Below are 24,368 nucleotides of genomic sequence, written 5' to 3'. Positions count from 1 at the left end.
CCGGGCTTCAGCGCGGATTGCGCTCCTTGCGAAGCTTTGCCCACCATTCCAGCCGCTTGCGGATATCGCGCTCGAAGCCGCGCTCCGGCGGATCGTAGAAGATCTGGCGACCCATCTTCTCCGGGAAATAGTCCTGGCCGGAAAAGGCATCCGGCTCGTCGTGGTCGTATCGGTAGCCGTCGCCGTAACCCTCGCCCTTCATCAGCTTGGTCGGCGCGTTGAGGATATGCTTCGGCGGCAACAGCGAGCCGTTCTGCTTTGCCGCCTGGCTTGCCGCCTTGAAGGCGGTGTAGACGGCATTCGATTTCGGGGCGGTGGCGAGGTAGACGCAGGCCTGCGCCAGCGCCAGCTCGCCTTCCGGCGAGCCGAGATACTCATAGGCATCCTTGGCGGCGTTACAGATCACCAGCGCCTGCGGATCCGCAAGACCGATATCCTCCACCGCCATGCGCACCAGCCGCCGGCCGAGATAGAGCGGGTCCTCGCCGGCATCGAACATGCGGGCGAGATAATAGAGCGCGGCATCGGGATCCGAGCCGCGTACGGATTTATGCAGCGCCGAGATCAGGTTGTAGTGGCCGTCCTGCGCCTTGTCGTAGACCGGGGCACGGCGCTGGACGATGCGTGTCAGGCCTTCGGTATCGAAGCTCTCGCCTTCGCGCGCCGCCCGCCAGACTTCTTCGGCGAGCGTCAGCACCGCGCGGCCGTCGCCGTCGGCCATGCGGATCAGGCTGACGCGGGCATCCTCCGTCAGCGGCAGCGGCTTCTGCTCGATCGCCTCAGCACGCTTCAGCAGTTCCTCAAGGCTCACCTCGTCATGCGACTTGAAGGTCAGCACACGGGCCCGCGACAGCAGAGCGGCGTTGAGCTCAAAGGATGGGTTCTCGGTGGTGGCGCCGACGAGGATGACGGTGCCATCCTCCATGACGGGCAGGAAACTGTCCTGCTGGGCGCGGTTGAAACGATGGATCTCGTCGACGAAGAGCAGCGTCTGACGGCCGTCCATACGACGCAAGCGGGCTGTCTCGAACACCTTCTTCAGATCGGCGACGCCGGAGAAGATCGCCGATATCTGCTCGAAGGCGAGGCCCGCCTCGCCCGAAAGCAGCCGTGCCACCGTCGTTTTGCCGGTGCCGGGCGGACCCCAGAAGATCATCGAGCCGAGCGAGCCGCTTTCGATCATCCTTTTCAGCACGCCATCCTCACCGGTCAGGTGTTCCTGACCGGTGACTTCGGCAAGCGTCTTCGGCCGCAGCCGGTCGGCAAGCGGCCGCCTGGCAGCGACCTCTTCCGGAACACGCGGCGCGAAGAGATCGTTGCTCATCGGAAGAATTGCCGGATGCGCTGGCCGTCGCGCTCTATCTCGACCCGCCAGAGGCCGGGGTCGCTATCGGCGATTTCGGACAATTCGCTGGTCGACTTCACATCCGTGCCATTGATCGAAACGATGATATCCTTCGGTTCGAAACCGAGACGGGCAGCAGGCGATTCCTCCTTCACCTCGGAGACGACGACGCCCGCCGATTCCGGTGGCATGCGCAGCTCGTCGGCGACACGCGGCGACAGGTTCTCGACGACGGCGCCGGTAAAGGGCGTATGTCCGCCGATCGTGCGCTGGTCGCGCGGCGAAGTTTCGGGGGCTCGGGCAAGCACCAGCGGCAATTGCTGCTCGCGGCCATTCTCGATGACGGTGAGGTTGACCGATTTGCCGAGACCGGCCGTCGTCAGCCGGTAGAGCAGCGCATCGGGATGCTCGACGGAAATTCCGTCGACGGCGGTGACGATTTCGCCAGCCTTCAGCCCGGCCTTGGCCGCCGGCCCGCCTTCCGAGACCTTGACGATGAGTGCGCCGCGGGCCTTGTTTAGCCCCAGCGCCTCAGCCACTTCCGAGGTCACGGCATCGAAGCTTGCGCCGACATAGGGCCGTTCGAAGGATTTGACGCCGGCATCGGCAGAGGTGAGGAAGACCTTGACCAGATTGGCAGGGATGGCGAAACCGATACCGTTCGAGCCGCCGCCGCGCGAGAAGATCGCCGTGTTGATGCCGATCAGTTCGCCCTTCATGTTCATCAAGGCGCCGCCGGAATTGCCGGGATTGATCGAGGCATCGGTCTGGATGAAGAAGCCGAATTCGTTCCTGACCACCTGGTTGCGGGCAAGTGCTGAGACGATGCCGCTGGTCACCGTCTGGCCGACGCCGAAGGGGTTGCCGATCGCCAGCACGAGATCGCCGACCTCGACCGCGTCGGAATTGCCGATCGGCAATGTCGGAAAGCTCTCCTTGGTGTCGATCTTCAGCACGGCGAGATCGACTCGGTCGTCGCGCAGCACCACCTTGCAGGGGAATTCGCGGCCATCCGACAGCGCAATCTTGATGTCATCGGCGCCCTCGATGACGTGATTGTTGGTCACGACAGTGCCGTTCGCCTCGACGATGACGCCGGAACCGAGCGAAGACTGCTTTTCCGAACGGTTCGGCATCTGCTGGCCGAAAAACTGCTCGAAGAAGGGGTCGCCGGCAAAGGGCGACTGGCGCTGGACGGTCTTCTCCGCATAGACATTGACGACGGCGCCTGCGGTCTGTTTGACGAGCGGCGCGAAGGAAAGCTGCATCTGCATCTGGCTTTCGGGCACTGTCTTTGCCGTCTGCGCATGGGCGACAGCCGGCAGTACGAGCATCAGAGCGAACAGCGAGACGGACGCGCGCTTAAAAAAGCCTTGCATGGGTATTCCTTTTGAATCCTCTTGAGGAACGTTTTAGAGCATGATGCCGAAAAGTGTGAGCGGTTTTCGGACGACATCATGCTCTAACTATTTAATTGCGAACAGGATTCAGACTTTAGGCCGAACCGGCCTAAAATCATCCTGTTCTAGGCCCGACGCTAGAAAGGAAAGAGGGCGGAAGCATGGAAGAATAAGGCAAGTGGACGTCTTGGAAACAAGTTGAAGTCGTTGTGAATTTGAGTCAGGAAGATTGGCCATGCGACTGATATCAAAAGCCAAAAGCTGGGCGAAGTCACTGAAGCGTGACATCGTGGCCCTGTGGCTTGCCGCGCGTGATCCGCGCGTGCCATGGTATGCCAAAGCGGTGGCTGGCGGCGTTGCCGCCTACGCGCTGTCGCCTATCGATCTCATCCCCGATTTCATCCCCATCCTCGGCTATCTCGACGATCTCCTGATCGTTCCGCTCGGCATCATGCTGGCGATCCAGCTCGTGCCAGTAGAGGTGATGAACGAGCTTCGTATGGAGGCGACAAGGCGCATCGAGCGTCCCTCCGGCCGGGTCGGACTGATCTTCATCCTTGCCGTCTGGCTGATCTGCGTCATCTTCCTGGCTCTGGCACTGCGCAAGCTCGCCTGACCGACGGCAATAGGACCATATGAATGATCACGACAAGAACGACGATAGCGGCCCTCGGCTTTGCGATCCTGCTCATCGCATCGGACCTGGCACAGGCAGCAAGCTTCGATTGCGACGCGAAAGAATTGAAGCCGGATGAGAAAACGATCTGCGACAACCGTGCGCTCAACGACGCCGACGTGAAGATGGTGACGACCTTCGAGCTGCTCTCCGGCCTGCTGGCGATGGGTTCGCGCGGAACATTGCAGGACGAACAGACGGCCTGGCTGAAGAAACGGCAGGAATGCGGGGCGGATGCGGTCTGCATCAAGGCTGCCTATGACGAGCGGCTGAAGCAACTCGGCGAGACCTATAAAAACATCAACCGGCCGCTTTGAAAGCGACCGATTGGAAGAGCAGCTGACTCTTCATCAGCGGGTCGTAGGTGGATGACCTACCGCGCGTTCAGATCGCGCACGGCGCCGCGATCGGCGCTCGTTGCGAAGGCCGCATAGGCCTTCAGGGCGGTGGTGACGTTGCGCTTGCGGACTTCTGTGGGATACCAGCCCTTGGCATCCTGCTCGGCGCGGCGGGCGGCAAGTTCGGTCTCGCTGACACGCAGGCTGATCGTGCGGTTGGGGATGTCGATGTCGATCATGTCGCCTTCGCGCACCAGGCCGATCGTGCCGCCATTTGCCGCTTCCGGCGAGGCGTGGCCGATCGAGAGGCCGGAAGTGCCGCCGGAGAAGCGGCCGTCGGTGATGAGCGCACAGGCCTTGCCGAGGCCCTTCGACTTCAGATAGCTCGTCGGATAGAGCATTTCCTGCATGCCTGGGCCGCCCTTCGGGCCTTCGTAGCGGATGACGACGACGTCGCCGGCCTTCACCTCGTTGGCCAGGATCGCCTTGACCGAGGAATCCTGGCTTTCGAAGACGCGGGCGGGGCCGGAGAATTTCAGGATCGATTCATCGACGCCGGCCGTCTTGACGATGCAGCCGTCGATCGCAAGATTGCCCTTGAGCACGGCAAGACCACCATCCTTAGAGAAGGGATGCTCGACCGAGCGGATGACGCCGTTTTTGCGGTCGGTGTCGAGATCATCCCAGCGGGCTTCCTGGCTGAAGGCGACCTGGGTCGGGATGCCACCCGGAGCGGCGCGATAAAAGTTGAGAACGGTTTCGCTGTTCGTGCGGGTGATATCCCAGCGGTCGATCGCATCGCCCAGCGTCTCGGCATGGACGGTCGGGCAATCGCGGTTCAAGAGACCGCCTTTGTCGAGTTCGCCGAGGATCGACATGATGCCGCCGGCGCGGTGGACGTCTTCCATGTGAACATCGCTCTTGGCGGGTGCGACCTTCGACAGACATGGCACCCGGCGCGACAGCGCATCGATATCAGTCATGGTGAAATCGATCTCGCCTTCATGGGCGGCAGCAAGGATGTGCAGGACCGTATTGGTCGAGCCGCCCATGGCGATGTCGAGCGCCATGGCATTCTCGAAGGCCTGCTTGGAGGCGATGGTGCGCGGCAGCGCCTTGACGTCGTCCTGCTCGTAGTAACGGCGGGCGAGATCGACGATCAGATGGCCGGCCTCGACGAAGAGGCGCTTGCGGTCGGCGTGGGTGGCAAGCGTCGATCCGTTGCCAGGCAGCGAAAGGCCGAGCGCTTCCGTTAGGCAGTTCATCGAATTGGCGGTGAACATGCCGGAGCAGGAGCCGCAGGTCGGACAGGCAGAGCGTTCGATGGTCTGGACGTCCTCGTCGCTGATCTTGTCATCGGCTGCGGCGACCATGGCATCGACGAGGTCGAGCGCATGCGTCTTGCCGTGCAGCACGACCTTGCCGGCTTCCATCGGACCGCCCGAAACGAAGACGGTCGGGATATTAAGGCGCAGCGACGCCATCAACATGCCAGGGGTGATCTTGTCGCAGTTGGAGATGCAGACCATGGCGTCGGCGCAATGGGCATTGACCATGTATTCGACGCTGTCGGCGATGAGCTCACGCGAAGGCAGCGAATAAAGCATACCGTCATGGCCCATGGCGATGCCGTCATCAACGGCGATCGTGTTGAATTCCTTGGCGACACCGCCGGCCGCCTCGATTTCGCGGGCAACGAGCTGGCCAAGGTCCTTCAGGTGCACGTGGCCGGGCACGAACTGGGTGAAGGAATTCACTACGGCGATGATCGGCTTGCCGAAATCCGAATCCTTCATGCCCGTGGCGCGCCAAAGGCCGCGGGCGCCGGCCATGTTGCGGCCATGGGTCGTGGTTCTGGAACGGTAAGCTGGCATCGGTGTCTTCCTCAACGTGTCGGAATTATCAGGCGAAGCCGGGCGGCATGGAGCCTGCGGGCCGGGCAAACGCTGCTTTTTGGAATTGTCCTAATCCAATCGACGGGGGCTGTCACTACCGGGAAGCCCAAATCCGGTACGCCGGGGAGAAGCGCCATGAGACCCATCGATCATATACGGTTCGACGGGGCGTTTTGTTACAGCCTATTCCATCACGACCGAACACAAAAAATTGGCTTCCCGTCAGCAATATTCAAGGCTTAGACACTATAGAGCCGGACGTCGTTTGAGATGCGCACAGGACGCAGTAGCACTTTGAATTGCTGCATAATTCCTAAATCGATTCTGATTAGGAATTATGCAGCAATATAGACATGCCGGCGGTTCGTTTAAGGGCTATATTTCAGGATATCCGCCGAGGAGGTTTCGACATGCCAACCTATCGCCCGCCGAAGATCGCGTCGTCGGAGATCACGCCGCGCCAGATCTATGTGCGCCGCCGTGAATTCCTGGGCGCGGCAGCGCTTGGCGCCATGGCGCTCTACGGCGCCGGCAGGGCGAGTGCCGCAGCCCTCTCCGCCGTTGAGAGCAAGTATAAGGTCGACGAGAAGGCGACGCCGATCAAGGACGTCACGACTTACAACAACTTCTATGAGTTCGGCCTCGACAAGGGCGATCCCGCAGCTCTTTCCGGCGATTTCAAGCCGCTGCCCTGGACGATCAAGGTCGACGGCATGGTCAACAAGCCAGGCACCTTCGACCTCGAGGCGCTGATGAAGGAATTCCCGATCGAGGAGCGCACCTACCGCATGCGCTGCGTCGAGGCCTGGTCGATGGTTATCCCCTGGGACGGCTTTCCGCTGGCGTCGCTGCTCGACAAGGTCGAGCCGCTCGGCAGCGCCAAATACGTCGCCTTCGAAACCGTGGTGCGGCCGGACGAGATGCCGGGGCAGAAGGGTTTCTTCCAGTCGCTCGACTGGCCCTATGTCGAGGGTCTGCGCCTGGATGAGGCGCGCCATCCGCTGACGCTGCTGGCCGTCGGGCTCTATGGCGAAACGCTGCCGAACCAGAACGGCGCGCCGATCCGCCTCGTCGTGCCGTGGAAATACGGCTTCAAGGGCATCAAGTCGATCGTTAGGATCACGCTCACGGACCAGCAGCCGAAGAATACCTGGCAGGTCACCAACTCGCAGGAGTATGGCTTCTACGCGAACGTCAACCCAGCGGTCGACCATCCGCGCTGGAGCCAGGCCAGCGAACGGCGCATCGGCGAGAGCGGCTTCTTCGGCGCGAGCCGCCACCCCACCCTGCCCTTCAACGGCTATGCCGACGAAGTGGCAAGCCTTTATGCTGGCATGGACCTGAAGGCGAATTTCTGATGGCGGAACTGTCGCTCGCCATCCCGAAGCGCTGGCAACCCGCCTCCGTCTGGCTGCTTTATGTCGTTGGACTCTTGCCTGCGGCCTGGACGTTCTATCTCGGCGCGACCGATCAGCTCGGCGCCGATCCGGTCAAGACCTTCGAGCGTTTCCTTGGGCTTTGGACGATCCGTTTCCTGATCGCGACACTTGCCGTTTCCCCTGCCCGTGAGCTCTTCGGCTGGAACTATCTGCGCTATCGCCGCGCGCTTGGCCTGCTGACCTTCTACTATGCGCTGATGCATTTCACCGTCTACATGGTTCTCGACCAGGCGATGGATATTTCCGCCGTCATCAACGACGTGCTGAAGCGCCCCTTCATCATGTTCGGCATGGCCGGGCTTGCGATGCTTATTCCGCTGGCGGCGACATCCAACAATTTCTCGATCCGCCGGCTCGGCAAGAACTGGATCTGGCTGCACCGCCTCGTCTACATCATCGCCGCCTGCGGGGCGCTGCACTTCGCGCTCTCGACCAAGATCCTCGACCTCGAGCAATATATCTATGTCGAGCTGATCATCGCGCTCATCCTCTATCGCTCCTACCGGCCGATCGCACGCAACAGGCAGAAGGGCAAAGGGCGGACGCGCAATCGGGCAATGGCGTCGGTTTCGTGAGACGGCAGGCTTAGCGCATAACCCCGAAAATCGGAATCGATTTTCGGGAAGGATTAGGCGCAGATTCAAAGTGATAGAGCGTCCTTAGCGCGTCTGAAAAGACGCGAGGCGCTCTAACGAGGACGCAACGCAGTCCAGCGTGCCGGATCGAAGGCGCAGGCCGCAGCTATGCCGATTGCATAAGCCAGCATGTTCCAAAGCGAAAACACGCGCCCAAGCAGCAGCGCACCGGCCGTGGTCAGCCGAAACGCGTCGAGCCAGGGCGTGTGATAGAGCCGGAACAATTCCACTGAGATCGCTATGAACAGCGCCGTGACAGCAATTGCTGCCGGTCGTGACTTTGCGACAAAGAGCGCCACGAGCAGATAGACCATCGCTCCCCAGAGTGCCGATCCACCATATTTGACGACAATGAAGGGCAGATCAGCCGCATAGCCAAACCGGCGGAGCACCAGCCCGAGAACGACAACAAGAAACAGGGCGACCAGACGAAGGAACTGCGGAGAGCGAGCCTGAATGATTTTGCGCAATGGAGCCGGTCCCGTCACCATATCAGAAACAAAAACAGCCGGGCTTTGCAGCCCGGCTGTTTTGTTTCCGCCGAAGCGGAAGACTTAAGCGGCGACGGCCTGCTCTTCGGCAGCGACGCGGGCCTTGTCGGCTGCGCCCTTGGCATAGGCATCGCGGTCAACGAATTCGATCACAGCCATGGCGGCATTGTCGCCCTGGCGGAAGCCCGCCTTCATGATGCGCAGGTAGCCGCCGTTGCGGGTGGCGTAGCGCGTTGCGATCGTGTCGAACAGCTTCGAAACGACGGCGGCATCGCGGATCTGCGAGATCGCCTGACGGCGAGCATGCAGGTCGCCGCGCTTGCCGAGCGTGACGAGCTTCTCGACGATCGGACGGATTTCCTTGGCCTTCGGCAGGGTCGTGACGATCTGCTCGTGGGTAATCAGCGAAGCCGCCATGTTGGCGAACATCGCCTTGCGGTGGCTTGCAGTTCTATTCAGCTTGCGGCCGGCTTTACCATGGCGCATTGCTATTCTCCTTTAATGCAGGTGCCCTTGACACTAAGTGGGCCTGCCGTTTCCTGGCACATGCAGGCGATCGGCCTGCTGTTTGACGGGGAAAGGCAGCCGAAAGAGCCTGCCTTTTGTTATGTTCTTGCGATCGGCGTGCGGGCGGAAAACCGCTTTACACTTTTCCTCACGCCGCTCAGTATTGATCTTCGTAACGCTTCGCGAGATCTTCGATGTTCTCGGGCGGCCATGCCGGCACTTCCATGCCGAGGTGCAGGCCCATGGAAGCGAGAACTTCCTTGATTTCGTTCAGCGACTTGCGACCAAAATTCGGCGTGCGGAGCATTTCTGCTTCGGTCTTCTGAATGAGGTCGCCGATGTAGACGATGTTGTCGTTCTTCAGGCAGTTTGCCGAACGGACCGACAGTTCGAGTTCGTCCACCTTCTTCAGGAGAGCCGGGTTGAAAGCGAGTTCGGTGACTGCTTCCTCTTCGGTTTCCTTCTGCGGCTCGTCGAAGTTGACGAAGACGCCAAGCTGATCCTGGAGGATGCGCGCCGCAAAAGCGACGGCGTCTTCGCCGGTGATCGAGCCATCGGTTTCGATGGTCATGTTCAGCTTGTCGTAGTCGAGAACCTGTCCTTCGCGGGTATTTTCAACCTTGTAGGACACCTTCTTGACCGGCGAATAGAGGCTGTCGACCGGGATGAGACCGATCGGAGCATCTTCCGCCCGATTGCGTTCGGCCGGAACGTAGCCCTTGCCGTTGTTGACGGTGAATTCCATGCGGATCTCGGCACCCTCGTCGAGCGTGCAAATGACATGCTCGGGGTTGAGGATTTCGATATCGCCGACCGTCTGAATGTCGCCAGCCGTGACAACGCCCGGGCCCTGCTTACGCACGACCATGCGCTTCGCGTCGTCGCCATCCATCTTGATGGCGATTTCCTTGATGTTGAGCACGATGTCCGTCACGTCTTCGCGGACGCCCGGAATCGAGGAGAATTCATGCAGCACGCCATCGATCTGCACCGCCGTGACGGCAGCACCGCGCAGCGAGGAGAGCAGAACGCGGCGAAGCGCGTTGCCGAGGGTGAGGCCGAAGCCGCGCTCCAGCGGTTCGGCAACAAGCGTCGCCCTGGTGCGCGAGCTCGAGGAGAACTCCACCTTGTTCGGCTTGATCAGTTCCTGCCAGTTCTTCTGAATCATGAGTTTGCCTTCCGTTCGTTGCCACCATCCAATCGTGGCAACCGAGCTTGAAAACCACCGGGAACGCGCAAGCGCTCACCGGTGACGAGAGCGATGATCAGACGCGGCGCTTCTTGCGCGGACGGCAGCCATTGTGCGGGATCGGGGTCACGTCGCGGATGGACGTGATCATGAAACCTGCAGCCTGGAGCGCGCGCAGAGCCGATTCACGACCCGAACCCGGACCGCAGACTTCGACTTCCAGCGACTTCATGCCGTGCTCCTGGGCCTTCTTGGCGCAGTCTTCGGCAGCGATCTGGGCAGCGAACGGGGTCGACTTGCGCGAGCCCTTGAAGCCCTTGGCGCCAGCCGACGACCAGGCGATCGCATTGCCCTGCGCATCGGTGATGGTGATCATCGTGTTGTTGAAGGTCGAGTTGACGTGAGCGACACCCGACGAGATATTCTTGCGCTCGCGACGGCGAACGCGGACGGCTTCCTTAGCCATGGTATTCCTTTCGTTGATCTCTTCACCGCCGTAATGCCAGCGGCTACACCGGAACGGCGCCTATATGGTCCCGCTCCAAACTCAAAAGAGGCCGGCGCAGACCACCAGCCTCCTTACCCCGGTTTCCCGGAAATTACTTCTTCTTGCCAGCGATTGCCTTTGCCGGGCCCTTGCGGGTGCGGGCATTGGTGTGCGTGCGCTGACCGCGGACCGGAAGGCCGCGGCGATGACGCAGGCCGCGGTAGCAGCCGAGGTCCATCAGGCGCTTGATGTTCATCGCGGTATCGCGACGAAGATCGCCTTCGACCTGATAGTCGCGGTCGATGGCTTCGCGGATCTGAAGGACTTCCGCGTCCGTCAGCTGATGCACACGACGTTCGGCCGGGATACCGACCTTTTCGACGATTTCCTGTGCGAATTTCGGACCAATCCCGTGAATGTAGGTCAGCGCGATAACAACGCGCTTCGCAGTCGGGATGTTGACGCCAGCGATACGTGCCACGCCTGTTCTCCTTGCATTCCAGTTGCCATCCGGCAAGTGGGCTTCGTTATGCGGCTCTTGAGAACCGCCCGTTCAGATTTACGTCCGTAACATGTCAAAACGACCGCACCCGGACTTCCTTGGGAAATCCGCGCCGATCGCATGGAATGTCGCGAGTTGGCGCGGTGTTTAGCGGAATCACTGCTGAAAAGCAACCGTTCCGCCAAGTTTATTTTCAAAGCCTTAAAGCTTGGAAAGAATGCTTTCGACCTCGGCCGTCACCTGATCGATCTCGGCCATGCCGTCCACGGACTTCAGTTTGCCCTTGGCATGGTAATAGCCGATCAGCGGCGAGGTTTCCTTGTAGTAGACCTGCAGCCGGGCCGTCATGGTCTCCGGAGTGTCATCAGGACGGCGCTTGAAGTGCGTCGAACCGCACTTGTCGCACACGCCCTCAGCAGCCGGAACCTTATCGGTATCGTGATAGACGCTGCCACACTGTGCACAGGAGTAGCGACCGGCAACACGTCGAATCAACTCATCATCATCGACACGGAATTCAATGACGACGGAGAGGCCGAGACCCTTTGCCTTCAGCATCGCCTCGGTAGCATCAGCCTGGACGAGCGTCCTGGGGAAGCCGTCGAGAATGAAGCCGTTGGCGCAATCGGGTTGATCGATACGCTCGGAAACGATGGCAATGACGATCTCATCCGAGACGAGCTTGCCGGCGTCCATGACCGCCTTCGCGCGCTTGCCGACATCCGTGCCGGCGTTAACCGCTGCACGTAGCATGTCCCCCGTGGAAAGCTGCGGAATGCCGTGCTTTTCCACGATCCGCTGGGCCTGGGTTCCCTTACCCGCGCCCGGCGGCCCCAAAAGGATAAGTCTCATCGCCCCCTCTTTCCTCCACGCAACTTCGATTTCTTGATCAGGCCTTCGTATTGCTGCGCGATCAGGTGACCCTGGATCTGTGCAACCGTATCAAGAGTTACGCTAACCACGATCAAAAGCGAAGTCCCACCAAGGGATAACGGGATGCCGGTTTGCGACACCAAGATCTCCGGAAGGATGCAGACGAAGACGAGATAGATTGCGCCGATCACCGTGATGCGGGTCAGCACGTAGTCGATATATTCGGCGGTGCGCTCGCCCGGACGGATGCCGGGAATGAAGCCGCCATGCTTCTTCAGATTGTCGGCCGTGTCCTTCGGATTGAAGACGATGGCCGTATAGAAGAAGGCGAAGAAGGCGATCAGCGCGCCATACAGCACCATGTAGAGAGGCTGACCGTGGCCGAGAGCCGCGACGATCGATGTCACCCAGGAGGGCATTGCCGAGGTGTTGGCGAAACCCGCGACCGTTGCCGGCAGCAGCAGCAGCGACGATGCGAAGATCGCCGGAATGACACCCGATGTGTTGAGCTTGAGCGGCAGGTGCGAAGTATCGCCCTGGAACATCCGATTACCAACCTGGCGCTTCGGATACTGAATCAGCAGCCGGCGCTGGGCGCGCTCGACGAAGACGATGATGCCAATGACGGCGATCGCAACGATGATGACGAGCAGGATGAGGAAAGTCGACAGCGCACCGGTGCGGCCGAGTTCGAGCGTGCCGGCAAGGGCAGTCGGAAGGCCGGCGGCGATGCCGGCGAAAATGATCAGCGAGATGCCGTTGCCGATGCCGCGCGAGGTGATCTGCTCGCCGAGCCACATCAGGAACATCGTGCCGCCGAGCAGCGTCAGAACGGTGGAAACACGGAAGAACCAGCCGGGCTCGACGACGAGGCCCTGGCCACTCTCAAGGCCGGCGGCAATGCCATAGGCCTGGAGCGCACCGAGGATGACGGTACCATAGCGGGTATACTGGTTGATGATCTTACGGCCCTGCTCGCCTTCCTTCTTGAGGTTTTCGAGCGCCGGCACGACCGAGGTCATGAGCTGCACTATGATCGAAGCGGAGATATAGGGCATGATGCCGAGCGCGAAGATCGCCATGCGCTGAACAGCGCCGCCCGAGAACATGTTGAAAAGGCCGAGAATGCCACCTGCCTGGCCGCGGAAAGCCTGGGCATAGGCTTCGGGATTGAGACCCGGAAGCGGAATATGCGTGCCAAGTCGATAGACGAGGAGAGCTGCCAGTGTGAACCACAAGCGCTTCTTCAAATCCTCGGCTTTGGCGAAGGTCGAAAAATTGAGGTTGGATGCCAATTGTTCCGCTGCAGAAGCCATGCGTTTCTCCGCGCTACCAATTCCGGCGTCTCTGGGGGACAGACCGGACCCGGAATCAGTATGAAATTATTCAAAACCGGGCTCAGGACGGATTGCGGCGCAACCCCATGCCTCACCCTTGTTTTCGAGTCTTACCGGCATGACGCGGGCGCGCCAGCCAAGTTTTTGTGAGGCCCACATATGGGAGCAAAATCGCCCGGTGTGAAGCACCCCGGGCGATATATCATCAGTTTATTATTCGGCTGCAGCCGGAGCCGAAAGCAGCGTCACGGTGCCGCCGGCCTTTTCGATCTTCTCGACGGCAGGCTTGGAGGCGCCTGCAACGACGATGGTGATCTTGGCCTTGATCTCGCCGTCGGCGAGAACGCGAACACCATCCTTGACGCGGCGGATGACACCAGCAGCCTTGAGGGCAGTTGCGTCAACTGTCGTCTTGGCATCGAGCTTGCCGGCGTCGATCGCCGTCTGGATGCGGGCCAGCGACACGACAACAAAATCGGAAGCGAAAATGTTGTTGAAGCCGCGCTTCGGCAGGCGACGATAGATCGGCATCTGGCCGCCTTCGAAGCCATTGATGGCGACGCCCGAACGGGACTTCTGACCCTTCACGCCGCGACCACCAGTCTTGCCCGAGCCCGAGCCGATACCGCGGCCGAGGCGCTTGCGGCTGTGGGTCGAGCCTTCATTGTCCTTGATTTCATTGAGTTTCATGAGCGTTTCCTCCGTCTCACTTCTCGTCGACGACGCGAACGAGATGCTGGACAGCACGGATCATGCCACGAACGGAAGGGGTATCCTCCAGCGTGCGGCGACGGTGCATCTTGTTCAGTCCGAGACCGATCAGCGTGCGCTGCTGGACATCCGGACGGCGGATCGGGCTGCCGATCTGTTCGATCGTGACAGTCTTCGCTTCAGCCTTCTTAGTAGCCTTGGCCATCTGTCAAACTCCTCTTATTCTTCAGAGGCGTTGCCGGAGGCGCCACGACGAGCCTGCAGCGTTGCATACTTGATGCCGCGCTGAGCTGCGATGTCCTTCGGGTGAACCTGGTGCTTCAGAGCGTCGAAGGTGGCGCGAACCATGTTATAGGGGTTCGACGAACCGGTCGACTTGGCGACGACGTCATGCATGCCGAGCGTCTCGAATACGGCGCGCATCGGACCACCGGCGATGATGCCGGTACCAACCTTGGCCGAGCGCAGCAGAACCTTGCCGGCGCCATGGCGGCCATGGACGTCGTGATGCAGCGTACGGCCGTCACGCAGCGGTACGAAGATCAGTTCGCGCTTGGCGGCTTCGGTTGCCTTGCGGATGGCTTCCGGCACTTCACGTGCCTTGCCATGGCCGAAGCCGACGCGGCCCTTCTGGTCGCCGACGACGACGAGTGCTGCGAAACCAAAACGACGGCCGCCCTTGACGACCTTGGCGACGCGGTTGATCGCGACAAGCTTGTCGACGAATTCGCTATCGCGCTCTTCGCGGCTCTGGCGGTCGTCCCGCTGCGGCCTTCTTTCCTGTGCCATTGTCCTCTTCCTTTTTCTTTTCCGGGTGCAATCGGCAAACAAATGTGGACCGCATCAGCCTCCCCTTTCGGAGAGCGCCTGCGGTCCGGCGAAAATCCGGCCGGCGCCTGAGGCGTCCGGCCGGAAACTGATCAGAAGGTGAGACCGCCTTCGCGGGCCGCTTCGGCGAGAGCCTTGATGCGGCCGTGATAGATGAAGGCACCACGGTCGAACACGACTTCCGTAACACCGGCCTTGGAGGCGCGCTCTGCGAGGAGCTTGCCCACAACGGTAGCGGCGGCGGTATCGGCACCGGTCTTCAGAGAACCGCGCAGATCCTTCTCGAGGGTGGAGGCAGACGCAAGCGTCTTGCCGGCCACGTCATCGATGACCTGGGCGTAGATGTTCTTCGAGGAGCGATGAACCGACAGGCGCGGACGGCCGTTGGCCACCGACTTGAGATGACGGCGCACGCGGTTGGCACGACGTGCAAGTGCTTCTTTCCTGCTAGCCATTTCGCGTGATCCTTACTTCTTCTTGCCTTCTTTGCGGACGATCCGCTCGTCAGCGTACTTGACGCCCTTGCCCTTGTAGGGCTCAGGACCGCGATATTCGCGGATTTCGGCGGCAACCTGACCGACCTGCTGCTTGTTGATGCCGCTGACGACGATTTCCGTCGGCTTCGGAACAACGATCGAGATACCGACCGGCGGCTCGTAGATCACGTCATGGCTGAAACCGAGGGCCAGCTGCAGGTTCTTGCCCTGCATGGCGGCGCGGTAACCGACGCCATTGATTTCAAGCTTGCGCTCGAAACCGTCCTTGACGCCCTTGAAGATGCCTTCGATCATCGTGCGGGACATGCCCCACTTTGCGCGCGCATCCTTGGTCTGGTTCACCGGCGTCACGACGACGGCGTTGTTTTCAAGCTTGAGGCTGATTTCGTCGTTAGCAACGAAAAACAGCTCGCCCTTCGGGCCCTTTGCAGTCACCTTCTGGCCATCGACCGTAGCCGTGATCCCAGCAGGCACCTGAACGGGCTTTTTACCGATACGAGACATGTTTCAATCCTGTCTGTTCGCTATGGAGATCCCTGCTCGATCTTAGAAGACCGAGCAAAGAACCTCGCCACCAACGTTCTGTTCGCGAGCCTGGTGATCGGCCATCACACCCTTCGGAGTCGAAAGGATAGTGATGCCGAGACCGTTCGCGACCTGCGGAATGGACTTGACCGAGACATAAACCCGGCGGCCCGGCTTGGACACACGGCCGATCTCACGGATCACCGATGCGCCTTCATAATATTTCAGCTCGATGCTGAGTTCCGACTTGCCATTGCCGAAATCGACAACGGAGTAGCCACGGATGTAGCCTTCGGACTGCAGAACATCGAGAACACGTGCACGGAGCTTCGAAGCAGGCGTCGAGACCGACGACTTGCGGCGGGAAGCGCCGTTACGGATGCGAGTGAGCATATCGCCCAACGGATCAGTCATTGTCATGTAACCTGCTCCTTACCAGCTCGACTTGACGATACCCGGCACCTTGCCGAGATTGCCGAGTTCACGCAGCGCAATACGCGACATGCGCAGTTTGCGGTAATATGCGCGCGGACGCCCCGAAACTTCGCAACGGTTGCGAATACGGGTCTTCGATCCATCACGCGGCAGGGATGCCAGCTTGATCGAGGCCTTGAACCGCTCTTCGATCGGAAGAGCCTGGTTCATGATGATCGCCTTCAACCCAGCCCGCTTAGCGGCCTGGTTAGCGACCGTAGTACGGCGGCGCTTGTTCTTTTCAACTGCGCTTGTCTTCGCCATGTCAGGTTCCTTTTCTACGCTCGTCGTTACGGTTATTGACGGAACGGGAAGCTGAACTCTTTCAGAAGAGCCCGTGCTTCGTCGTCGGTCGTCGCCGTCGTGCAAACGATGATGTCCATGCCCCACATCTGATCAACCTTGTCGTAGTTGATCTCAGGGAACACAATGTGCTCCTTGATGCCCATGGCGAAGTTGCCACGGCCGTCAAAGCTTTTCGGGTTCAGGCCGCGGAAGTCGCGAACGCGCGGGAGCGCGATGTTCACGAGACGGTCCATGAACTCATACATGCGGGCGCCGCGCAGGGTAACCTTCGCGCCGATCGGCATCTGTTCGCGGACCTTGAAGCCTGCGATAGAGTTGCGTGCGCGGGTGATGACCGGCTTCTGGCCGGCGATCGCTGCGAGGTCGGCGGCAGCTACCGTCGGCTTCTTCGAGTCAGCGGTCGCTTCGCCGACACCCATGTTGATCACGATCTTGTCGAGCTTTGGAATCATCATCTCGTTGGCGTAGGAGAACTGCTCCTGCAACGCCTTGCGGATGCGCTCGACATATTCCTTCTTGAGCCGCGGCTCATATTTTGCCTCAGCCATCGATCACTTCTCCAGAACGCTTGGCCACACGGACCTTCTTGCCGTCAACAACCTTGAAACCGACGCGGGTCGGCTTGCCGTCCTTGTCGATGATTGCAACGTTGGACAGGTGAACCGGGGCTTCCTTGTTGATGATGCCGGCTTCCTGGGTCTGCGTCTGGCGCTGGTGGCGCTTGACGACGTTGACGCCACGAACAACGGCACGATCTTCCTTCGGCATGACCTGAACAACTTCGCCGGTACGGCCCTTGTCCTTGCCAGCGAGCATGACGACCTTGTCGCCCTTACGAATCTTCTGCATCGCTTCGCTCCTTACAGTACTTCGGGAGCCAGCGAGATGATCTTCATGTGGTTCTTGGCGCGAAGTTCGCGCGGAACCGGTCCGAAGATACGGGTGCCGATCGGCTCTTTCTTGTTGTCGATGAGGACTGCTGCATTGGTGTCGAAGCGGATGACGGAGCCATCTGCACGACGGATGTCCTTGGCGGTGCGAACAACAACCGCCTTCATCACGTCACCCTTCTTCACACGGCCGCGCGGGATCGCTTCCTTGATCGAAACGACGATGACGTCGCCGATCGAGGCATACTTGCGCTTCGAGCCGCCCAGCACCTTGATGCACATGACACGACGCGCGCCGGAATTATCCGCGACGTCGAGGTTTGTTTGCATCTGAATCATATCAGGTCGCCTTCTTGGTTTACCGGAATGGTTGGGCTAGCCCCCTACTCCGGCTTATGAAAATTTTCGCCGGCCGAGCTGCCGCGAGGCAGCACAGACGCGGCAATAGCTGAATAGCGCGGGGTCGATCGTGCCAGGGTGGTTTCCCGAACGGGACCTTCCGTGCGCTCAAAGCAAAAGAACGCCCGGCATTCGAGCGTTCTGACGCTGCTTCATACAGATATTTCGGCGAGACGCAAGGCCTCGCGCAAAATTCTGTTACTTGCCCTGGGCGGAAATCACCGTCCAGCGCTTGTCCTTGGAGATCGGCGCGCATTCCTCGATGGATACGGTATCGCCGATCTTGTACTGGTTATTCTCGTCGTGGGCCTTGTACTTCTTGGAACGACGAACGGTCTTCTGGAGCAGCGGGTGAGCGAAACGACGCTCGACGCGAACCACTACCGTCTTCTCGTTCTTGTCGCCAACGACGACGCCCTGCAGGATGCGCTTCGGCATATTTTTCTTCCTTTAGGCCTTAACTTCTGCCGCCTTCTGGCGGGCAATGGTTTTCACGCGGGCGATGTCCTTGCGGACTTCGTTGATGCGCGAGGACTTTTCGAGCTGGCCGGTCGCCTTCTGAAAGCGCAGGTTGAACTGCTCCTTCTTCAGCTTGGCAAGCTCGTCCTTGAGTTGGTCGGCGGTGAACGCGCGAACATCTGAGGCTTTCATGAGCTCAATTCCTTACTCTGCAATGCGCTGAACGAAGCGCGTCTTGACCGAGAGCTTGGCAGAGCCGAGGCGAAGCGCCTCACGGGCGATTTCTTCGCTGACACCGTCGATCTCGAACATCATACGGCCGGGCTTGACCTTGCATGCCCAGTATTCAACGGAGCCCTTACCCTTACCCATACGGACTTCGGTCGGCTTTTTGGTTACCGGAACGTCCGGGAACACGCGGATCCATACACGGCCGGCGCGCTTCATATAACGCGTGATCGCGCGGCGGGCCGCTTCGATCTCGCGCGCATTGACGCGGTTGGGTTCCTGTGCCTTCAGGCCGAATTCGCCGAATGCCAGGTCAGAACCGCCCTTGGCGACGCCCTTGATGCGGCCCTTGAACTGCTTGCGGTACTTGGTACGCTTTGGCTGCAACATTTTCTTATTCTCCGAACTTCTCTGCCACGCGCGCTATCAAGCGTTGTCGCGGCGACGGTCTCTGTCGCGGTCACGATCACGGCTTGCCGGACCCTGGGCGTCACCTTCCATCGCGCGGCGCTCGGAAGCCATCGGATCATGCTCAAGGATTTCGCCCTTGAAGATCCAGACCTTGATGCCGCAGATGCCGAATGCGGTTTCTGCTTCAGCCGTGCCGTAGTCGATGTCGGCGCGCAGCGTGTGCAACGGCACACGACCTTCGCGGTACCATTCCGTACGGGCGATTTCAGCGCCGCCGAGACGGCCGGCGCAGGTGATCTTGATGCCTTCGGCGCCGAGACGCATTGCAGACTGGACGGCGCGCTTCATGGCGCGGCGGAAAGCCACGCGACGCTCGAGCTGCTGGGCGATCGACTGAGCGACCAGCGTCGCATCGACTTCGGGCTTGCGCACTTCGACGATGTTGAGGTGCGTCTCCGAATTCGTCATCTCCGACAGCTTCTTGCGGAGCTTGTCGATGTCTGCGCCCTTGCGGCCGATGATCAGGCCCGGACGTGCCGAGTGGATCGTGACCCGGCACTTCTTGTGCGGACGCTCGATGACCACCTTGGAGATCCCGGCCTGCTTCAGTTCGCTCATGACGAACTTGCGCATCTTCAGGTCTTCGTGCAACAGCTGGCCGTACTCGGCATTGTCCGCAAACCAGCGGCTATCCCAGGTACGGTTGATTCCGAGACGGAAACCGATTGGATTGATTTTCTGACCCATTATGCGGCCTCCTCTGCTGCCTGCACTTCACGAACGACGATCGTCAAATGCGCGAAGGGCTTTTCAATGCGCGACGCGCGACCGCGGCCACGAGCGTGGAAACGCTTCATGACGATCGACTTGCCGACATAGGCCTCGGCGACAACCAGCGAGTCGACGTCGAGATCGTGGTTGTTCTCGGCGTTGGCGATCGCAGATTCGAGCGTCTTCTTGACGGCGCCCGCGATGCGCTTGCGGGAGAACTCCAGCTCAGCGAGTGCGCGCTCGACCTTCTTGCCGCGGATAGCCGCAGCAACCAGGTTGAGCTTCTGCGGGCTGACGCGGAGCGTGCGGGCGACTGCTTGCGCCTCGTTGTCCTTCAGCCGGCGTTCGGCTTTTGCCTTGCCCATTGTTACTTCCTCTTCGCCTTCTTGTCCGCGCCGTGACCGTAGTAGGTGCGGGTCGGAGAGAATTCACCGAATTTGTGACCGACCATGTCTTCATTGACGCTGACCGGGATATGCTTGCTGCCGTTGTAGACGCCGAAGGTGAGACCGACGAACTGCGGCAGGATCGTGGAGCGACGGCTCCAGATCTTGATCACTTCACTGCGACCGCCTTCACGAACCTTCTCAGCCTTCTTGAGAAGATAGCCGTCAACGAACGGACCTTTCCATACTGAACGAGCCATTGGAGACTTCCTCTCTTACTTCTTACGCTGATGACGCGAGCGCATGATCATCTTGTCGGTCGACTTGTTCGACCGGGTGCGCTTGCCCTTGGTCGGCTTGCCCCACGGTGTCACCGGATGGCGACCACCGGAGGTGCGGCCTTCGCCACCGCCGTGCGGATGGTCGACCGGGTTCATGACGACACCGCGGTTATGCGGACGCTTGCCGCGCCAAACGGTACGACCGGCCTTGCCATCGTTGATGTTGGCGTGATCAGGGTTGGAGACGGCGCCGATCGAAGCAAGGCAGGAGCCATGAACGAGACGCTGTTCACCGGAGTTCAGGCGAAGGATCGCCATGCCCTGGTCGCGGCCGACGAGCTGTGCGTAGCCACCGGCGGAGCGAGCGATCTGACCACCCTTGCCCGGCTTCATTTCCACGTTGTGGATGATGGAGCCGACCGGGATGAACTGCAGCGGCATGGTGTTGCCGGGCTTGACGTCGACAGCCTTCTCGGAAGCGATAACCTTGTCACCGGCAGCGAGACGCTGGGGAGCGAGGATATAAGCCTTCTCGCCGTCAGCATAGTTCACCAGCGCGATGAAAGCCGTGCGGTTCGGATCGTATTCGATACGCTCGACCGTGCCTTCGACGTCGAACTTGCGACGCTTGAAGTCAATCAGACGGTAGGTGCGCTTGTGACCACCGCCGATGAAGCGGGCGGTGATGCGGCCGAGGTTGTTACGACCGCCGCTCTTGGTCAGACCTTCCGTCAGCGCCTTGACCGGCTTGCCCTTGTAGAGGGCCGAGCGGTCGACGATGACCAGCTGGCGCTGGCTCGGGGTGATCGGATTGAAAGTTTTCAATGCCATTTTCTTATACCTCAGAGACCGGTGGAGACGTCGATCGTCTGGCCTTCAGCCAGCGTCACAACAGCCTTCTTCACGTCCTTCTGCTTGCCGACGAAACCGCGGAACCGCTTGGTCTTGCCCTTGCGCAGCAGAGTGTTGACAGCCGTGACCTTGACGCCGAACAGCGCCTCGACCGCAGCCTTGATTTCCGGCTTCGTCGCCTGCTTGGCGACATTGAAAACAACCTGGTTGTTTTCGGATACCAGCGTGGACTTTTCGGTGATCGCCGGAGAGACGATCACATCGTAGTGGCGAAGATCGGTCACTTGAATCGCTCCTCTAGCGCTTCAACCGCGGCCTTGGAAAGCACGAGCTTGCCGCGGCGCACGATGTCGTAAACGTTGATGCCCTGGATCGGCAGAACATCGATGTTCGGGATGTTCTGAGCTGCGAGCTTGAAGTTGCCGTCAAGCTCTGCGCCGCCGATGAAGAGGGCGTTGGTCAGGCCGAGCGTCTCGAAAACGGACGCGAGAGCCTTGGTCTTGGCTTCGGTGGCAATCAGGTTGTCGATGACGATGACGTCATCGGCCTTGATCTTGGCCGAAAGGGCGTGGCGAAGGCCGAGTGCACGAACCTTCTTCGGAAGATCGTGCTCGTGGCTGCGGACGACCGGGCCATGAGCCTTGCCGCCGCCGCGGAACTGCGGAGCGCGAGCCGAATGGTGGCGGGCGCGGCCCGTACCCTTCTGCTTGTACATCTTGGCGCCGGTGCGCGAAACTTCCGCGCGGCCCTTAGCCTTGTGCGTGCCCTGCTGCTTCTTGGCAAGCTGCCAGCGGATGACGCGGGCGAGAATGTCTTCGCGGGGCTCGAGGCCGAAAATCGCGTCCGAAAGGGAAACCTTCCCGGCGTCTTTTCCCTCGAGGGTCTTGACGTTGAATTCCATTGATCTGGCTCCCTTACTTCGCGGCCGACTTGACGGCGTCGCGCACGATGATCCAAGCACCCTTGGAACCAGGAACAGCACCCTTGATCAGGATCAGACCACGATCTTCGTCGGTCGAAACCACTTCCAGGTTCTGCGTCGTGACGCGCGTCTGGCCCATGTGACCAGCCATCTTCTTGTTCTTGAAAACCTTGCCCGGATCCTGGCGCGAGCCGGTCGAACCGTGCGAACGGTGAGACACCGACACACCGTGCGTGGCACGCAGACCGCCGAAACCGTGGCGCTTCATGGCGCCGGCAAAGCCCTTACCGATCGTCGTGCCCGTCACGTCGACGAGCTGACCGGCTGCAAAGTGACCCGCCTTGATCTCAGTACCGATCTCAAGCAGCTGATCTTCCGACACGCGGAATTCCGTCAGCTTGGCCTTCGGCTCGACGTTGGCAATGGCAAAGTTGCCACGCATCGCCTTCGACGTGTTCTTCACCTTCGCCTGGCCGGCACCGAGCTGAACTGCGGTATAGCCATTCTTTTCAACAGTGCGCGTAGCGACGACCTGGCAGCCTTCCATACGCAGTACCGTTACCGGGACATGCTCGCCGGCGTCGTTATAGACGCGGGTCATTCCCACCTTCTGTGCAATCACACCTGAACGCATCGGTTCAATCCTTCTCACTCAGCCCGAAGACCCGAGGTCTCAGAGCTTGATCTCAACATCGACACCGGCGGCGAGATCGAGCTTCATCAGCGCGTCTACCGTCTGCGGGGTCGGGTCAACGATATCGAGAAGGCGCTTATGCGTGCGCATCTCGAACTGTTCGCGGCTCTTCTTGTCGATGTGCGGGGACCGGTTGACCGTAAACTTCTCGATGCGGGTCGGAAGCGGAACGGGGCCCCGGACGCTTGCACCGGTGCGCTTAGCCGTCGATACGATCTCGCGCGTGGAGGCATCGAGAATCCGGTGATCGAACGCCTTCAGGCGGATGCGGATATTCTGGCCGTTCATTCGACTTTATCCTTGTGTCTGTTATCCGCGTGTCACCACTTAGGGACACGACTTACCTTCAGTTACGTTAGCGGGCCACCGGTTTCAAAGATCGAGAGGGACACCGAGATCGGCGTCCCTATCCTTTCCTTGGGCCAGGTGGCCCAGCCGCTAATTACTCGACGATCGAGGCGACGATGCCGGCGCCGACGGTGCGGCCGCCTTCGCGGATGGCGAAGCGCAGCTTTTCTTCCATCGCGATCGGAACGATCAGCTCGACCGATACCGTGACGTTGTCGCCCGGCATCACCATCTCGGTGCCTTCCGGCAGCGTCACGATGCCGGTCACATCGGTCGTGCGGAAGTAGAACTGCGGACGGTAGTTGGTGAAGAACGGCGTATGACGGCCACCCTCTTCCTTCGTCAGGATGTAGGCTTCAGCCATGAACTTCTTGTGCGGCTTGACCGAACCCGGCTTGCACAGAATCTGGCCACGCTCAACGCCGTCACGGGTGACGCCGCGGATCAGCGCACCGATGTTGTCGCCAGCCTGGCCCTGGTCGAGCAGCTTGCGGAACATTTCAACGCCGGTCACCGTCGTCTTCGTCGTCGGGCGGATGCCGACGATCTCGACTTCTTCGCCAACCTTGACGATGCCACGCTCGACGCGGCCAGTCACAACCGTGCCGCGGCCCGAGATCGAGAACACGTCTTCGATCGGCAGCAGGAACGGCAGGTTGATCGGACGCTCAGGCGTCGGGATGTAGGCGTCGACCGCAGCCATCAGCTCGCGGATCGCGTCTTCGCCGATCTTCTTGTCGGAATCTTCAAGAGCAGCCAGCGCCGAACCCTTGACGATCGGGATTTCGTCGCCCGGGAAGTCGTAGGACGACAGCAGTTCGCGCACTTCGAGCTCGACCAGTTCGAGAAGCTCGGCGTCGTCAACCTGGTCGACCTTGTTCAGGAACACCACGATTGCCGGAACGCCGACCTGGCGGGCCAGCAGAATGTGTTCGCGCGTCTGCGGCATCGGGCCGTCAGCGGCCGAGCACACCAGGATCGCGCCGTCCATCTGGGCAGCACCGGTGATCATGTTCTTGACGTAGTCGGCGTGGCCGGGGCAGTCGACGTGCGCATAGTGGCGCGCCGGCGTCTCATACTCGACGTGCGCCGTCGAAATCGTGATGCCGCGGGCCTTTTCTTCCGGAGCCGCGTCGATCTGGTCGTACGCCTTGTACTCGCCGAAGTACTTCGTGATCGCTGCCGTCAGAGACGTCTTGCCGTGGTCAACGTGGCCAATCGTGCCAATGTTGACGTGCGGCTTGTTGCGCTCAAACTTACTCTTTCCCATTT

36 protein-coding genes are annotated in these 24,368 nt (G+C 60.4%); 4 read left to right on the top strand and 32 right to left on the bottom strand.

The features are described from left to right. Positions 1-7: 7 nt before the first annotated feature. Together ACIPSK_RS31460 and ACIPSK_RS31455 are read right to left on the bottom strand one after the other, a co-directional pair. Positions 8-1,324: a replication-associated recombination protein A gene (locus ACIPSK_RS31460; RefSeq protein ID WP_162119321.1), complete on the bottom strand. Its 1,317-nt coding sequence runs from the start codon at positions 1,322-1,324 to the stop codon at positions 8-10. Further along, complete coding sequence (locus tag ACIPSK_RS31455) at positions 1,321-2,724, bottom strand: DegQ family serine endoprotease (RefSeq protein ID WP_162119322.1); 1,404 nt, start codon at positions 2,722-2,724, stop codon at positions 1,321-1,323. The genes ACIPSK_RS31460 and ACIPSK_RS31455 overlap by 4 nt, the downstream gene beginning before the upstream one ends. 256 nt (positions 2,725-2,980) lie before the next feature. Here ACIPSK_RS31455 and ACIPSK_RS31450 point away from each other — a divergent pair, with 256 nt between their 5' ends. Next, positions 2,981-3,361, top strand: a complete 381-nt coding sequence (locus ACIPSK_RS31450; protein ID WP_162119323.1) for a YkvA family protein — start codon at positions 2,981-2,983, stop codon at positions 3,359-3,361. Positions 3,362-3,384: 23 nt separating this feature from the next. Then, entirely contained in the window at positions 3,385-3,738 is a 354-nt protein-coding gene (locus ACIPSK_RS31445; protein ID WP_162119324.1) for a lysozyme inhibitor LprI family protein, read from the top strand. A 56-nt stretch (positions 3,739-3,794) separates the two neighbouring features. Here ACIPSK_RS31445 and ilvD read toward each other — a convergent pair whose 3' ends face one another. After that, complete coding sequence (ilvD, locus tag ACIPSK_RS31440; protein ID WP_162119325.1) at positions 3,795-5,633, bottom strand: dihydroxy-acid dehydratase; 1,839 nt, start codon at positions 5,631-5,633, stop codon at positions 3,795-3,797. Positions 5,634-6,064: 431 nt separating this feature from the next. Between ilvD and msrP the strand changes: the two genes are divergently transcribed. Together msrP and msrQ are read left to right on the top strand one after the other, a co-directional pair. Next, a complete protein-coding gene (gene msrP, locus ACIPSK_RS31435; protein ID WP_162119326.1) occupies positions 6,065-7,012 on the top strand; it encodes a protein-methionine-sulfoxide reductase catalytic subunit MsrP in 948 nt (315 codons plus the stop codon). Further along, positions 7,012-7,668, top strand: a complete 657-nt coding sequence (msrQ, locus tag ACIPSK_RS31430) for a protein-methionine-sulfoxide reductase heme-binding subunit MsrQ (protein ID WP_162119327.1) — start codon at positions 7,012-7,014, stop codon at positions 7,666-7,668. Before msrP ends, msrQ begins: the two co-directional genes overlap by 1 nt. Before the next feature lie 113 nt (positions 7,669-7,781). Here msrQ and ACIPSK_RS31425 read toward each other — a convergent pair whose 3' ends face one another. The 29 genes from ACIPSK_RS31425 to tuf all read right to left on the bottom strand — a co-directional run bounded on the left by ACIPSK_RS31425 (position 7,782) and on the right by tuf (position 24,366). Further along, positions 7,782-8,198, bottom strand: a complete 417-nt coding sequence (locus ACIPSK_RS31425) for a ribosomal maturation YjgA family protein (protein WP_162119328.1) — start codon at positions 8,196-8,198, stop codon at positions 7,782-7,784. 84 nt (positions 8,199-8,282) lie between these two features. Then, positions 8,283-8,705 (bottom strand): 50S ribosomal protein L17, encoded by a 423-nt coding sequence (gene rplQ / locus ACIPSK_RS31420; RefSeq protein WP_003558556.1) that lies wholly within the window; start codon positions 8,703-8,705, stop codon positions 8,283-8,285. A gap of 178 nt (positions 8,706-8,883) precedes the next feature. After that, positions 8,884-9,894: a DNA-directed RNA polymerase subunit alpha gene (locus tag ACIPSK_RS31415; protein ID WP_003547579.1), complete on the bottom strand. Its 1,011-nt coding sequence runs from the start codon at positions 9,892-9,894 to the stop codon at positions 8,884-8,886. Between the two features lie 97 nt (positions 9,895-9,991). Then, positions 9,992-10,381: a 30S ribosomal protein S11 gene (gene rpsK, locus ACIPSK_RS31410; protein WP_003547577.1), complete on the bottom strand. Its 390-nt coding sequence runs from the start codon at positions 10,379-10,381 to the stop codon at positions 9,992-9,994. 133 nt (positions 10,382-10,514) lie between these two features. Further along, on the bottom strand, positions 10,515-10,883 hold the full coding sequence (gene rpsM, locus ACIPSK_RS31405) for a 30S ribosomal protein S13 (RefSeq protein WP_003573772.1): 369 nt from the start codon (positions 10,881-10,883) through the stop codon (positions 10,515-10,517). 222 nt (positions 10,884-11,105) lie between these two features. After that, positions 11,106-11,756: an adenylate kinase gene (locus tag ACIPSK_RS31400; protein WP_017963910.1), complete on the bottom strand. Its 651-nt coding sequence runs from the start codon at positions 11,754-11,756 to the stop codon at positions 11,106-11,108. After that, positions 11,753-13,093 carry a preprotein translocase subunit SecY gene (gene secY / locus ACIPSK_RS31395; RefSeq protein ID WP_018067985.1) on the bottom strand — a complete coding sequence of 447 codons (1,341 nt, stop codon included), beginning with the start codon at positions 13,091-13,093 and terminating at the stop codon, positions 11,753-11,755. Before secY ends, ACIPSK_RS31400 begins: the two co-directional genes overlap by 4 nt. A gap of 234 nt (positions 13,094-13,327) precedes the next feature. Continuing rightward, on the bottom strand, positions 13,328-13,804 hold the full coding sequence (rplO, locus tag ACIPSK_RS31390; protein WP_162119329.1) for a 50S ribosomal protein L15: 477 nt from the start codon (positions 13,802-13,804) through the stop codon (positions 13,328-13,330). 16 nt (positions 13,805-13,820) lie between these two features. Beyond that, positions 13,821-14,030, bottom strand: coding sequence for a 50S ribosomal protein L30 (gene rpmD, locus ACIPSK_RS31385; protein ID WP_003547566.1), 210 nt, complete (start codon positions 14,028-14,030; stop codon positions 13,821-13,823). Positions 14,031-14,044: 14 nt separating this feature from the next. Beyond that, on the bottom strand, positions 14,045-14,614 hold the full coding sequence (gene rpsE, locus ACIPSK_RS31380; protein ID WP_017963908.1) for a 30S ribosomal protein S5: 570 nt from the start codon (positions 14,612-14,614) through the stop codon (positions 14,045-14,047). 131 nt (positions 14,615-14,745) lie between these two features. Further along, positions 14,746-15,108 (bottom strand): 50S ribosomal protein L18, encoded by a 363-nt coding sequence (gene rplR, locus ACIPSK_RS31375; RefSeq protein ID WP_003547564.1) that lies wholly within the window; start codon positions 15,106-15,108, stop codon positions 14,746-14,748. A 12-nt stretch (positions 15,109-15,120) separates the two neighbouring features. Further along, complete coding sequence (rplF, locus tag ACIPSK_RS31370; RefSeq protein WP_017963907.1) at positions 15,121-15,654, bottom strand: 50S ribosomal protein L6; 534 nt, start codon at positions 15,652-15,654, stop codon at positions 15,121-15,123. A gap of 42 nt (positions 15,655-15,696) precedes the next feature. Then, positions 15,697-16,095 carry a 30S ribosomal protein S8 gene (gene rpsH, locus ACIPSK_RS31365; protein ID WP_003547562.1) on the bottom strand — a complete coding sequence of 133 codons (399 nt, stop codon included), beginning with the start codon at positions 16,093-16,095 and terminating at the stop codon, positions 15,697-15,699. A 12-nt stretch (positions 16,096-16,107) separates the two neighbouring features. Beyond that, positions 16,108-16,413, bottom strand: coding sequence for a 30S ribosomal protein S14 (rpsN, locus tag ACIPSK_RS31360; protein ID WP_003547561.1), 306 nt, complete (start codon positions 16,411-16,413; stop codon positions 16,108-16,110). A 32-nt stretch (positions 16,414-16,445) separates the two neighbouring features. After that, entirely contained in the window at positions 16,446-17,003 is a 558-nt protein-coding gene (gene rplE / locus ACIPSK_RS31355; protein ID WP_003547560.1) for a 50S ribosomal protein L5, read from the bottom strand. Further along, entirely contained in the window at positions 16,996-17,304 is a 309-nt protein-coding gene (rplX, locus tag ACIPSK_RS31350; RefSeq protein WP_003547559.1) for a 50S ribosomal protein L24, read from the bottom strand. Before rplX ends, rplE begins: the two co-directional genes overlap by 8 nt. Before the next feature lie 11 nt (positions 17,305-17,315). Then, positions 17,316-17,684, bottom strand: coding sequence for a 50S ribosomal protein L14 (gene rplN, locus ACIPSK_RS31345; RefSeq protein WP_003547558.1), 369 nt, complete (start codon positions 17,682-17,684; stop codon positions 17,316-17,318). A gap of 258 nt (positions 17,685-17,942) precedes the next feature. Next, entirely contained in the window at positions 17,943-18,182 is a 240-nt protein-coding gene (gene rpsQ / locus ACIPSK_RS31340; RefSeq protein ID WP_003547557.1) for a 30S ribosomal protein S17, read from the bottom strand. Between the two features lie 12 nt (positions 18,183-18,194). Then, entirely contained in the window at positions 18,195-18,395 is a 201-nt protein-coding gene (rpmC, locus tag ACIPSK_RS31335) for a 50S ribosomal protein L29 (protein ID WP_003558545.1), read from the bottom strand. A gap of 12 nt (positions 18,396-18,407) precedes the next feature. Next, entirely contained in the window at positions 18,408-18,821 is a 414-nt protein-coding gene (gene rplP, locus ACIPSK_RS31330; RefSeq protein WP_003547555.1) for a 50S ribosomal protein L16, read from the bottom strand. 36 nt (positions 18,822-18,857) lie between these two features. Then, positions 18,858-19,589, bottom strand: a complete 732-nt coding sequence (gene rpsC, locus ACIPSK_RS31325; protein WP_003547554.1) for a 30S ribosomal protein S3 — start codon at positions 19,587-19,589, stop codon at positions 18,858-18,860. Continuing rightward, positions 19,589-19,978: a 50S ribosomal protein L22 gene (rplV, locus tag ACIPSK_RS31320; RefSeq protein WP_003547553.1), complete on the bottom strand. Its 390-nt coding sequence runs from the start codon at positions 19,976-19,978 to the stop codon at positions 19,589-19,591. Before rplV ends, rpsC begins: the two co-directional genes overlap by 1 nt. Before the next feature lie 2 nt (positions 19,979-19,980). Next, positions 19,981-20,259, bottom strand: a complete 279-nt coding sequence (gene rpsS / locus ACIPSK_RS31315) for a 30S ribosomal protein S19 (protein WP_003547552.1) — start codon at positions 20,257-20,259, stop codon at positions 19,981-19,983. Positions 20,260-20,274: 15 nt separating this feature from the next. Continuing rightward, positions 20,275-21,111 (bottom strand): 50S ribosomal protein L2, encoded by an 837-nt coding sequence (rplB, locus tag ACIPSK_RS31310; RefSeq protein ID WP_003547551.1) that lies wholly within the window; start codon positions 21,109-21,111, stop codon positions 20,275-20,277. Positions 21,112-21,122: 11 nt separating this feature from the next. After that, positions 21,123-21,416, bottom strand: a complete 294-nt coding sequence (locus ACIPSK_RS31305) for a 50S ribosomal protein L23 (protein ID WP_003547550.1) — start codon at positions 21,414-21,416, stop codon at positions 21,123-21,125. After that, positions 21,413-22,033, bottom strand: a complete 621-nt coding sequence (gene rplD / locus ACIPSK_RS31300; RefSeq protein ID WP_017963906.1) for a 50S ribosomal protein L4 — start codon at positions 22,031-22,033, stop codon at positions 21,413-21,415. Before rplD ends, ACIPSK_RS31305 begins: the two co-directional genes overlap by 4 nt. A gap of 13 nt (positions 22,034-22,046) precedes the next feature. Further along, positions 22,047-22,688: a 50S ribosomal protein L3 gene (gene rplC / locus ACIPSK_RS31295; RefSeq protein ID WP_018067989.1), complete on the bottom strand. Its 642-nt coding sequence runs from the start codon at positions 22,686-22,688 to the stop codon at positions 22,047-22,049. A gap of 39 nt (positions 22,689-22,727) precedes the next feature. Continuing rightward, positions 22,728-23,036 (bottom strand): 30S ribosomal protein S10, encoded by a 309-nt coding sequence (rpsJ, locus tag ACIPSK_RS31290; RefSeq protein WP_003547547.1) that lies wholly within the window; start codon positions 23,034-23,036, stop codon positions 22,728-22,730. 154 nt (positions 23,037-23,190) lie between these two features. Then, positions 23,191-24,366, bottom strand: coding sequence for an elongation factor Tu (tuf, locus tag ACIPSK_RS31285; RefSeq protein WP_017963897.1), 1,176 nt, complete (start codon positions 24,364-24,366; stop codon positions 23,191-23,193). Positions 24,367-24,368 lie beyond the last annotated feature (2 nt).

This window comes from Rhizobium sp. LARHSG275 (genome assembly GCF_052871115.1).
The sequence above is the reverse complement of the archived record's forward strand: the minus strand, read 5'-3'. Positions and strand labels throughout refer to the sequence as shown.